This window comes from Bradyrhizobium sp. USDA3516 (assembly GCF_057651995.1).
Genome location: NZ_JBYGYN010000018.1, coordinates 17916 through 29810, shown reverse-complemented (window position 1 = coordinate 29810; position 11895 = coordinate 17916). Strand labels below are relative to the sequence as shown.

At 57.6% G+C, this 11895-nt stretch carries 8 protein-coding genes; 3 read left to right on the top strand and 5 right to left on the bottom strand.

Annotated features, from left to right (window positions below; genetic code table 11):
* Positions 1-63 precede the first annotated feature (63 nt).
* Both AC24YW_RS35990 and AC24YW_RS35985 read left to right on the top strand, forming a co-directional pair.
* Positions 64-843, top strand: coding sequence for a cyclase family protein (locus AC24YW_RS35990; protein ID WP_487487118.1), 780 nt, complete (start codon positions 64-66; stop codon positions 841-843).
* Positions 844-974: 131 nt separating this feature from the next.
* Positions 975-2036, top strand: coding sequence for a hypothetical protein (locus AC24YW_RS35985; RefSeq protein WP_487487117.1), 1062 nt, complete (start codon positions 975-977; stop codon positions 2034-2036).
* Positions 2037-2179: 143 nt separating this feature from the next.
* On the opposite strand, the gene AC24YW_RS35980 is transcribed toward AC24YW_RS35985, so the two are convergent.
* A complete protein-coding gene (locus AC24YW_RS35980) occupies positions 2180-2914 on the bottom strand; it encodes a GntR family transcriptional regulator (RefSeq protein WP_487487116.1) in 735 nt (244 codons plus the stop codon).
* A gap of 1282 nt (positions 2915-4196) precedes the next feature.
* Positions 4197-5729, bottom strand: a complete 1533-nt coding sequence (locus AC24YW_RS35975) for a porin (RefSeq protein ID WP_487487115.1) — start codon at positions 5727-5729, stop codon at positions 4197-4199.
* Between the two features lie 479 nt (positions 5730-6208).
* Here AC24YW_RS35975 and AC24YW_RS35970 point away from each other — a divergent pair, with 479 nt between their 5' ends.
* Complete coding sequence (locus AC24YW_RS35970; RefSeq protein WP_487487114.1) at positions 6209-6691, top strand: MarR family winged helix-turn-helix transcriptional regulator; 483 nt, start codon at positions 6209-6211, stop codon at positions 6689-6691.
* Between the two features lie 495 nt (positions 6692-7186).
* On the opposite strand, the gene AC24YW_RS35965 is transcribed toward AC24YW_RS35970, so the two are convergent.
* From AC24YW_RS35965 to AC24YW_RS35955, 3 genes are all read right to left on the bottom strand, one after another.
* Positions 7187-8818 carry a long-chain fatty acid--CoA ligase gene (locus AC24YW_RS35965; protein ID WP_487487113.1) on the bottom strand — a complete coding sequence of 544 codons (1632 nt, stop codon included), beginning with the start codon at positions 8816-8818 and terminating at the stop codon, positions 7187-7189.
* A 48-nt stretch (positions 8819-8866) separates the two neighbouring features.
* On the bottom strand, positions 8867-10051 hold the full coding sequence (locus AC24YW_RS35960) for a M20 metallopeptidase family protein (protein ID WP_487487112.1): 1185 nt from the start codon (positions 10049-10051) through the stop codon (positions 8867-8869).
* A 226-nt stretch (positions 10052-10277) separates the two neighbouring features.
* Positions 10278-11777 carry a M81 family metallopeptidase gene (locus AC24YW_RS35955; RefSeq protein WP_487487111.1) on the bottom strand — a complete coding sequence of 500 codons (1500 nt, stop codon included), beginning with the start codon at positions 11775-11777 and terminating at the stop codon, positions 10278-10280.
* Positions 11778-11895: the final 118 nt, after the last annotated feature.

Genomic DNA, 11895 nt, shown 5'->3' with positions numbered 1-11895 from the left:
TCAGCAACGGTGCAGACTGCGCGCCCGTTCCGAAGTCGCAAAGCCGCATCTGAAGGAGACGAAATGACCGATTCTGGCACCCACACAGCGAAGCAGGGATTCGAAGCAGTTAGCGCTGCCGCTCGGCACCTTCGAAGTCTGCGGCCCGTCGACCTTGCACCTACCTTAGGTCGAGGCATCCCCCGCTGGCCGTCCCATCCCCATCTGATCATTGACCCGACGATTGTCCACGAAAACGACGGTTACTACTGCCAGAACCTAAGCATGGCCGAACATATCGGCTGCCATGTGGATGCCCCTGCACACACGGTTGCCGACCAGATGCACGCAACTATCGACACGGTGCCGGTGGATCGGCTTGTTGCCGAGGCAGTCGTCTACGATTTCTCCGATCGGGACTGGAAGTCGGGCGATATTCTCACTCCATCTGATATTGAATCATATGAACGCAAGCATGGCATCTCCGTAGGGCCTGATGAGATTGCGCTGGTGAACTTCGGCTGGCTAAAGCAGTACTGGCGGCGCGATGCGCAGGCGCAATGGTACGCGCGCAATGCTCCTGGCATGAATGAGGAACTGGTGCTGCTCTTCAAGGAGCGCAACGTCCGTGCCGTTGGCGCTGACACCATCGCATGCGAAGCGGCGATAGTGGATGGCGTGTCCTCCGGTACTCTTCCTGGACACTTCAAGCACTGGCTGCCGAACGGTATTCTCATCCTGGAATGTGTCGCCAACCTGGAGCTCGCCTCCCGCCGCTGCCTGTTCGTGGCTGCTCCGCTGCCCATTGAACACGGCTCCGGCTCTCCACTTCGTCCGATAGCCTATTGCTGCGATGAATGCTGAGTTTTCGCGAGGTCCTTTAATAAGTCGGATCTTTTCAATGCACTATTGCGCTCATCAAATATTCGAAACGCTTTAACAGCCGCGGCAGACCCGCAAGGCAAATTAAATAGCTACGCGATGGGACAAGTCGGATGGAAGGCCCGGCACGCTGGCAGCTCACGAGCGATCTTGCGACCATAAGAGAACGTGCTTCTGCGTTTTTGACCAATTCGGCATCTACTCGCAGAGATCAGAAGAACACGCAGCAATGGTCGGCCGAGTGGACAGATATTGCAAAAATTCACTCGCAGCTTGCCGAAGGAAACATAAGGAAGGGACGCTCGGATGAGGCGAGTGAAGCTTGGTTTTGCGCGTTGACGGCCTACGAAGTCGCAAGGCGGCTGGTTGCTGAAGATGATCGAAATGGGATCGACATTGCCGCCAGAATCGAGAGCTGCATTCAGAGGCTCGAGTTATCTATGGCAGACAGGATCGAGCGGGTCAGGATTGCGTGCGGCGAGCCGTTAGAGTTGGAGGCCCTCTACTTGAGTGCCGGTTCAGGTCGGACGCCAGCAGTCATTTGCATAAGCATGGAGCAAGAACCGAGAGCACTACTGCTCGGGCGACTTTTGCCGGCAGCTTTTAGCCGGAAGCTCTCCCTACTCATCATCTCACACGACGATCTTCTTGGCGGCTCGCGCCGAGAATTGAATATGCACTTATCAAACTGTCTGGATTACTTGTTAGCTCGATCGGATGTGGGTCGCATTGGGGTCTATGGAGATGGAGGCGCAGGTGCGCTTGCAACCGACTTCGCTGCCGCAGATAGCCGACTCGCGGCGGCCGTTTGTGACGGGGGTCTTTGGGCTTCGTCACGAAATAGCGCCTCGATCGGCTGGTTCTCGGGAGCTATGGAAGCAATTGACGGGCCCGCGTTGTCAACGCAACGCTCGGAAAAGCTCCGTCAGCTCAGGTGCCCTGTTCTTGTGGTCGTTGGAGGCCGAGGTCATGTCAGCGCATCCGAGGCGGTTGCGCTGCAGGCGAATTGCATGGCTGAGTCCATTGATATTGAGCTCGCCATGGCGCCAATCATTCGAGCCTCCGGTAACGACATTGAAAACTTCGTGAGCGTCGATGATCGCACCCTTAAATGGCTACAGACGAAGCTTGGGGCGTCTCAAGCCATGTCCTCGACGAACTCGCAATTCAATTAGCTGCAGGATGTGTGCGCCACCGATAATGCCAGCGAGTGGTGAAGTTTTGACTGAGGAAAAAGATGGCCTGCGGCGAGCCGTTTGGTCAGGCGCTATGAATTCGGACGGCGTCTTGGTTTTGTCTTCGCAACGGCGGGATGCAATCAAGCATTTTCCGGTTCAGTCTGCCGAGACAGGACCAGCTTGCTCAAGCGGCGGTATCCTTCGCGCAGATCGTTTTCGATCGCGGCGCGCACTGTGGTGGGATCTCGCTCTTTCAACCCACCAATTGCCCATTGATGGTTTGAGACGCCGCGCCTATGAATTGCAAACTCGGGGTAGAGATCGTTCAGAGACGGACCGATGCGCAGCCACTGCGACTCAATCAGCGTGACCAGGCGCGGCATTTCAGAAGCCGCATAGAGTCGGAAGTGGAAGGCTTTGTTGAGGCGAAGGACCTCTGCGTATTGTGCCTTGTCCATTGCTTCATTGATGCGGTTCTGCGTCTCCTCAAGAAACAAAATGTCCGCATCGTTCATGTGCGGGGTGGCTTCGAACGCCGCCAGTCCTTCGAGTGCGAGGCGGATCTTCGTCACCTCATCTAGAGTGGAAATTGTGAGGACCGGCACGACGACCGTCTTCGGTCCAAGGTTGACAAGGGCACCTTCACCGATCAGCCGAACGATAGCATCTCGTACGGGCGTCGTACTCACGCCGAGTGCTTGTGCCGCGGAACGGACCGTAAGCTTGCTGCCGGGCACAAACTGGCCACTAATGATGGATTCCTTGAGCGATAGGTAGGCTAGTTCGCCCAAACTCGCTTGCCGACCGAGGGGCGCGAGGGGGGCTGCAATATCCGATTTCTCTAGCATCATGCCTACAAATGCAATCAGTGTCATTCGTTATACCAAACACCAAAACACAAAGCTACCCCTTTGCCGCTCGTGGTCGAGTACATTGGTTCCTTACCGATGTCGGCCGGCTTTCGCGCTACTCGCTTGTCCGGCAGAACCTCGCTCTATCCGCCTCTTTGCCCATGTGCGAGGAAGCGCGGGATTTAGAAGGGGAGCGTGCGTGTCAGGACCTCGAACTTCGGCCGGCCAATGCGCCGACTTGTTGGCTGCGCAGCCTCAGGCAAAACATCCAGGTGACGCACTCGTTCGGTAGAAGCCGCCTTCTGCAGCCTACCATAACAGGCATAGTGCCCGGCATCAGGGCGACGAACCACTCGTCTGCTTGGCCCCGGTTACTGGATGAGCCTTCAGGCGTGCCGTCGCAACGCCGTCAGTTTGCGCGCCAGACGTTTCCCTTCCGTCTAGTGCTCCTGATGAACCGGCCATCTTACGTCTGCCGGCAGTCGCGCCAGAAGGCAAGGTAAGGCAAAGGTCTTGCCCGGCGCTCGATTGTCGCTGACGTGAGAGGCCGCGAACCGATCAGCCGCGTCTCGAGGCTCAAGAGCATTCCTGCGGCCTTGCTCTCGAAGCCGAACGGCGATGGCGTCCGCATTTCATGTTGCGGCCGCGTGCACGGCGACAACGCCATCGGCAGGCTCTGAGATGGAGGATGTGGTGCAGGAAGATGGGCAGCGAGCAGCCGATGGCTACCCCTTGCGGCGTCCCTGATGATCTTTGGCTTTTCGCCGCTCTCAGGAACGTCAATTGGCAGCCCGATGATCTGCCAGATCCCGAGCCGGCGATTCTTGGAACCAGCACCGCAACGGCCATTTGTAACAACTGAGTCAAGGAAGCGCTTATCTCGGCATCCTAGCACCGAGTTGAGATGCCGGAATCTAATCGCTCCACGCAAGGCATCAAGCGAGAACTCCCCTCCGGCCGGAAGCCATACGAGAATTCGAGGAAGTTGGCTTCGCAGACAGCTCAACACCTCGGCCACTTCTCTAGTCACACTCGTCCTTAGAGCGGCACACCGAGAAGCGCTATCACCGTCTCTTTGCGGATGTAGACCGGCGCATCGGCCGTAGGTAGCGACCAGTATGGACCCGCCCGCAGGGTTGCTTAGTCTAAATTATGTATTAGCCCCTCTTGTACTTCGCCACCGTCTTTCACGCTCACCAATTGACAGTCGGCAAATCAAAGGCCTCCGGCGGGCATGCCGGAGGCCTTCTTGGAGGTTAACTTAATTCGATAGAGCCACTTCTCCTTTGCTGGATCGACAGAAGACTTAGAAGTTACGCTGCGCGCGGAACATCAACTGCAGGCTGCTCTGATCCTTCAGCTCGTAGGTTTCCGCCGGCTTGGCGATGCCAGCCTGCACCGGCAGGGCGACCGTGCTTCCGCTCGCATATTTTTGGTCGAGCATCGTGTAAGCGAGCTCGGTCGAGAAAGTCAGGCCCTTGACCGGATTCCAGCGGGTCGCCACGCCGACAACCGAGTAGTTGAAGTCGGGATTGCACCCAGCAAGACCGGACGACAACGCAAGCGTTGCAACAAACGCGCCGCAGATATATCCCTTGGCCGTGCCGTTGTATCGCACGGCACCAAAGCCGCCAAAGATGGCACTGTTCCAGTATGGGTTCCAGTTATGAGTGTACGCGCCATTGAACCCGTACGTCGTCGTCAATTGCTGGCCAGCGCCGGCGACGAACACAGAGTCAACAACGCCAGCGAGACCCACACTCTGATACGCCCCTGCCAATCCAGTGCCGCCGTAGATCGCATAAGTGAGCGGCGCATATGACTGGAAGTTGTAAACGCTGGCACCGTTCGTGTAGACACCCTGGAGGTTGATGGTGTCGCCGGCACCGGTGGGGATATTTTTGATCGACAGCGCAAGCTGACCGGCCCAGCCCCACTTGTCGGCCGGATGCCCGGTCGTCTCATCGACACCGTAATAGCCAGTATGATTATTGTGGGCGGCGACGGATGCCTGGAAAAGACCCCAAGCCTGGTCGACCCTCAGCATTGCTACGAGGTCGGGAGTGCGCGAACCGCCGGTGTCGTACGCGCCGTACGTACCCGTTGCAAGGCCTGCAGCCGTCGCAGCGCTCACGTTCCAGATGCCCGTTGTACGCTGAACCTGATCCTCAGCCGAGAAGGAGGCAGTAATGCCTTGGCCGAAATCAGCAGTGTAGGCAAACTGGTTGACGGCCTCCCATCCGCCGCCGCCAGGCATGCCGTCGAAGGCGTTTCCGGGATAGTTCGTCCAAGGCGAGGAGAACTGCGACTGCGCTCTGCCGATAGTGAAACCGGCGAACTGCATGAAAGCATAATAGACGGTGAGCGAACCACCAGCAACGGACCCGCTGCCACTCCCAGCCGGATTGCTACCGTTGTAGGCGGTCGCGCCATTGATCAGGTTGCTCCCGACGCCGCCATATCCGCCCGCACTCCAGGTGAAGGCCAACTCGGCATAGGTGCGAAGGACGCCATACTCGGTAGCGGTCCGCGTATCAGTGCTGAAATCGAAACGAGATTGCGCCGTGTAGTAGTTGCTCAAGCGGTTATGTGCGCCTGCGACACCACCAGTCGCCGCTCCCCAGACGCTGTTTGTGCCGAGCGCGGTTGTAGCACGCAAGTAGCCACCAAGCTTGATGCAGGTGTCGGTGCCGGGAATGTAATAGAACCCGGCGCCATACAGCGTACAGATTTTCACGTACTCGACAGCCTTTGCCTTCACTGGAAGATCGGCAGCCTGCGCCCCGGCGCCAGCAAACATTGCGGCCGAACCGAGGATAAAGCTCTTCATCAATTTCATTGTTGAACCTCCAAGTTGGAAACGTCGTTTCCGTCCTTCAAAGATCCGCTGCAGCTGGCCTCACCTACTGGCGGGTGCTTGACGGACGACGTCGAGGCGCCCCCTCTCCGTCAGCCAAGGTCTAATTCGTCAGATCAATTGCTTCAATTAATTAATTTCAGAAAGCGATGTTTCGCGACGCTCTGTGGCATTCCGGTGACAAGCAGTGTATCGCGGTGCACAAAACCGATATAGTTGAAAAAAAGAACCCCCAGGGGGCATCCCGGAGGCTCTCCTTGGAGATTTATACATGATCGCCAAAGAATCCTCTTAAACGATCTGAGACGTCTACTAACAGTAGTAATTGCAGAAATCAATTTATTTTTTACATGGCCACTATGCCCGTCCAAGCCTTTCGGTCCCAGCTGAACGGAGATACCTCTGGGTCACAGTCAGGCAGTGGCTCTATCGGGCTCGCTGCGGTTTGGCGGACCACCCACATGGCTGAAAAAACAACAATGGACAGAGCGGTCAGAGACTTCATCTGGAATGTCGTTGAGATCCATTCCCAAATCGAGCAAATACACAAAAGCTGGGCGGAACTACTGGGTTTGACCGAGCCACAGTGGTTGATCCTCATGGCTATCGACGAGCTCGATGATGGCCGCGGCGTCTCGGGGATTGCAGTTGCAAGTAAACTCCGAATCCACCCCGCGTTCGTCACCAACCAAACGAAAAAGCTAGAAACGTTGGAGTTTCTGGCGCGCGAGCCGTCGCCAGATGATGCGAGGTTCGTTCAAATGTCCCTGACTGAAAGGGCTCGTGGAGAAATCTCAAAGCTATCTACTAAGAGGGAGGCTCTGAACTCCGCGCTATTTGAGGGGCTTGACGAGGCTTCACTCGACTATCTCAACAAGCGGCTGACCTCGATAGCGAAGAATAGCCGATTGGCATCCCAAAAGCTGAGTATCGGCGCGTTGTAGGACTGAATAGATAGAAGGGACTAAACAAACTTGCCTTCCATCTTTGTATCCTGGCCAACCTACCCACCCTCGTTTTCGGCGAAGTTAAAACGGCACAACGTGGCAGCGAGGCGGTTTTCACACGCGGCAAATCGGTCGCTAAGAGGCGACATTCCGTCTCCTAAATGCCGATCCGACCAGTTCAACGTCAGGCCCAACCGACCAATGATCCAAGAGACAGCGCTTTTTTATTTTGGTACATACCCAAGAACTGCCTGAGCGTGAGATCCGGGCTCTCAAGTAGGCTGATAAATAACTCCCGAGTCGCCACACGCGACGTGTACGTTCTCGACCTCACAGCCAAAAAATACCCGGATCCGCTGAATGTCGGCTTCACTTTCGCTGAACGTTGAGCCTTCGCACACTGTCGTCCGCTATCAGTTCTTGACGTCCGCGTCGGACCAGTGGGCATGAAGCTCAGATGAAACGCACCTGCGCCGATCGACCTTGCCATTCTCAGGCCGGAAATTGTTCGCGCAGCTTCGCCTTCCAAAACTTGCCAGTCGACGTCCGTGGAATTGCATCAATAAACTCGAACCGGTCGGGCAATTGCCATTTCGCGAAGCTGGATGCCAGTAGATGTTCGGCGAGCTCCTTTGGAACTCCCTGCCTACCGGGCTTAAGAACGACACAAGCGAGCGGCCTCTCGCCCCATTTCTCGTTCGGAATCGCAATGACTGCTGCTTCAGCGACTGCGGGATGCTCCATCAACGCATTCTCAACATCGGCCGAGCTGATCCACTCACCGCCGGATTTGATGAGGTCTTTTGTACGATCGGTGATACGCACGAAGCCAAGCGGATCGATCGACGCAACGTCCCCGGTACGTAGCCACCCGTCCTCGGTAAATTTGTCGGGCGTAATGGGCGTGTCATGATAGGAGCCGGTAATGAACGGCCCGCGCACCTGAATCTCGCCTACGCTCTTGCCGTCCCACGGCTGCTCACCTTCATCGCCGCACAGCCGTAACTCCACCAGCGGCACAGGCACGCCAGCCATGGCGGCGCGACGATACTTTTCCTCTTCACCGGCGTCTTTGAGTTCGGCTCGTCCGTATGATCTGGTGCAAAGAGGAGACGTTTCGGTCATACCCCATCCTTGCTCGATCCACACGCCGTGGGCGTCGAGAGCGCGAATCAAAGCATCGGGCACCTTTGCCCCGCCCGTTACGGCGCGCAGTGGTTTCGGCAGCTTCCAGCGGCCGCTGTCGGGCGAGCCTTCGGCCAGCGAGGACTCGAATGTCTGCAACAAGGTCATCCAAATCGTCGGCACACCGAAAGCCATCGTCGGTGGCTCGAGCTGCATAAGATCTAGAATGTCATCGGCATGCAGGTAGGGCCCTGGGAACACGAGCTTCGCACCCAGATTCACCGCGCCATAAGGAATGCCCCAAGCGTTTACATGGAACATCGGCGTGATGGGCAGCAGAACGTCGGTGCTACGCAATGCCCAGAATTCGCCGAGGCTTCCGACTAGCATGTGCAGGATCGTCGAACGATGGGAATACACCACGCCTTTGGGACGGCCGGTCGTGCCTGACGTGTAGCACATTGCGACCGGATCCCTTTCTTCGTGCTCGACGTATTCGAAAGCGCCGGGATCGGCGTGGCTTAGCAGGGCTTCATAGTCTTCCATGTCCGGTGAAACGTGACTTCGCGAAAAGGGAAACACGATTACGCGCTCAAATTGATGCAAGTGCGCGAGCTGCTTGTACAAGGGCAGGAGGATGTCATCCACGATCAGGAAGCGATCACCAGCGTTTTCCGCAATCCAGCCGATCTCGTCGGGAGTCAGCCGCAAATTCAGGGTGTGCATCACCCCGCCTGCTGCTGGGATACCGAAATAGCACTCCAGGTGAGCATGATGGTTCCAGCACAGTGTGGCAACGCGGTCACCCTTCTTAAGACCAAGCTGCTGCAGGGCCGACGCGAGGGAGCGTGTCCGCCGATAAAACTCACCGTAGGTGTGCCGGCGCAGGCTCTTGTCGGGCAAGCGCGATACAATCTCGCTGCCCGCAAAGATCTTGCCCGCGCGCTCCAGCAGGTGGTTAAGCGAGAGCGGAACGTCCATCATCGTGCTTTGGAACACTTGTCTCCCTTTCGAACGAATTTAAGCGATGATCATGGCCTGCCGAAGTCAGGTATTCAGCAGATCGAGGATGTATCTGACGGTGAGCTCCGTCGTCGGGATGATGAGATCATCGGAGGCTCCGAATGTTGGCGTGTGCACATACGATTCGTTGCCTGGAGCGCGGCTCCCGAACCAGAAATAAATAGACGGCACGCACGCCGCATAGAAGCCAAAGTCATCGGCGCCTCCCGGCCGGCTCCGTTCATTGAAGAACGCATCGCGACCGACCGTATCATGAACGACTCGCCGAAAGCGGCAGACCATTTCGGCATCATTGACCACCGCGGGCTCGCCTTCATGAATAATGCAATCGGCGTGGCCGCGGTGTGTTGCCGCGATTCCTTCCGCTACCTCGCGGACGCGCTGACATAGCAGCGCGCGCCGTTCGGAGCTGCTGGTCCTGATCGTCCCCTCCATCACGACCGACGGGCAGATGATGTTGGGCGCCTCGCCGCCATGGATTGTGCCGATCGTGACGATCGCGCCATCATCAACAGGCATCTCGCGGGAGACTACCTTCTGCACCTCGTTGACGAAGGCGGAGGCGATGGCGATGGCGTCCACGCCGTAATGCGGCCACGCAGCGTGCGCCATCTTGCCGGTGATAGTAAGCTTGAACTGGTCGGCGGATTTAGTCACCGCGCCCTCTTGGGCGCCGAACATGCCGGCGGGTATCGCAGGGCTGATATGAAAGCCGACGGCGTGGTCGAAACCCTCCAGCAATTTCTCTTCCTGCACGGTGCGCCCGCCGAGCGGTTCTGCCTCCTCGGCCGGCTGAAAGAATATCCGCACCTTGCCCGCGAAATTGTGACGCAGCCGATGGAAAGCAAGCGCAGTGCCGAGGGCTATAGAGCTGTGCATGTCGTGACCACAGGCATGCATGACACCACTTATCTGCGAGCGGTAAGGCAGATCCTCGCGCCCCTCCTGGATCGGTAGCGCATCAATGTCGCCGCGCACCGCGATCGATCGCTTGGGGCCGGAAGCGGTGCCATCGATATCGATATAGAGGCCAGTCGTGTGGAAAGCCTTTGCGGCCGTGAGGCCGAAGCGCTGCAATAGGCCGCGGATCCGCTCTTGCGTCTTCCATTCCGCGTTGGAGAGCTCAGGCTCGCGATGCAGGGCATGACGCAGTTGGATGACTGCATCCTGCTCTGCATCCGACAGAAAGCTGTTACTGTGTGCACTCATTTTGCTTAACCTCTTCATCCGGCCGCTCGATCGCGGATGTCCGAGGGAGACAACTTACCCTGAAGCTCAAAAGAAAATCGACCGCGTCCGAGCTATTGGCGCAGGTATCCTGCAATTTGTTCGGTGATGCCGTGGAAATTAGGCGCAAAATACGTCTCTTATAGACACTTCAACCGTCCGAACACCTGTTGACGAGTGCCCATTAATGACCTCGCGCGCACCAAAGCTACGCTTCGAACCTCATGTCTGGGTCTAGCGGGTAGATGGGGCGCGGCACATTCCGATAGGGAAATCGGCTGAGCCTCTTAGTCGTAAGTCCATTTCCGTCGCAGACAATGATTTCACCCGCGATCGGGGCAAAAGCCGCGCGGAAATGATGCGCCGATTTGAGGGCCACAACGCGATGCTTGGCGGGATCGATGCCGAAAGTCCGGAATTGCTGCACGTCGAACATCTGGATCGGATAGGTCACCACAAGGATGGTTACACCGTCGGCTCGAAGTACTGCGCTCGGCCCGAAACTGAGTTCGAGGCCACCCACCATGGGCCCGTCGCCGCGGAAGCGGCCGTCGAACAGTCCCACCAACGTGCCGGCAAACAGCAAGGGTGGGCCGCCGAAGGACGGGTCGGTTTTGCCCCCGAGCATGATCTCGACCCCGGCTCCGGGCTTGTGGCGGTGTAGCTCAGCCGCTGCTTCAGCATCGACCATTGGCCCGTAGCAGGCATCATTGATGTTGTCCTGCAGTATGGCGCGCAAGAGCTCTGTCGCATCGCTGTAAGCGCCGCCACCTGGATTGTCGGAGGATTCGGCAATTACGAGCGGCCCGGTGCTGTTGGAGTAATTTCTTGCGATCTCGACCGTTTCAGCGATGCTGTAGCGGTGGTCCAGCAACTTGCCACGCTGATCCCAAATCTCGCCGGCGATTGCGCGCGCGAAATCGCGGTGGAGATCCATGTCGCCCTCCGCAGTCACCAAGATGGTAGGCCCTACTTCCTTGATGTCGGCCAGCCCAAAGCCGCTGTTAATACTGACGGCAAATACCCCTGTTTCTCGTTCATAGCTTCGCGCTCTTGTTACCCAATCGATCATCGGCCCGATATCGGTTCGACAGCCATTGGTTTCCGCCAGCATCGGAACATGCACGCGAATAGTCTTTGGCGTGATCTCGCCCGCCATGGTCCGGTGCAGGATCTCGGCCGCCTGGCCGGCGACCTCTCGCATGTCGACGTGCGGATAGGTCTTAAAAGAGACGATGATGTCGGCCAGCTCGCACATGCGCTCGGTTACATTTGCGTGCAGATCGAGAGTGATCGCGATCGGCACTTTCGGGCCGAGTACCTGGCGAAGACGCGCCAGAATTTCACCCTCGCCGTCCTCAAAGGACTGAGTGACCATGGCGCCATGGAGGGCCAGCAGTACGCCGTCGATCCGGTCCTTATTCTGCTTAGCGGTCTCCACCATGACGCCGACGATCCTGTCAAAGGCGTCAGTCGTCACTGGGCCCGACGGCTCGGCCAACGCGCTCACGCTGTGTATCAGCGTCGAGCCATGCTTGCGCGCAACATCGAGGAAACCGGCAAGCCCGGTGTTGGCACCACCTCGTGCCGCGACCGCGTCGTTTCCGAGATAGAGGGCACGACTAAGGAAAGCCTGATAGTCCGCATTCAGCCGGCTGAACGAATGGGTCTCGTGTTGGAACTCGCCGGTCAAGATCGTAAAGGTCATGAACGCCCCACGTGCTTGCCTGGACAAGATCGCCCGCTCTGTTGAGGATTGCAAAGCGCTATCGAGCGCGAGCCGGTCCAATATTTAACTTGCGGATCCAGACCGCGCTATTGCGGCG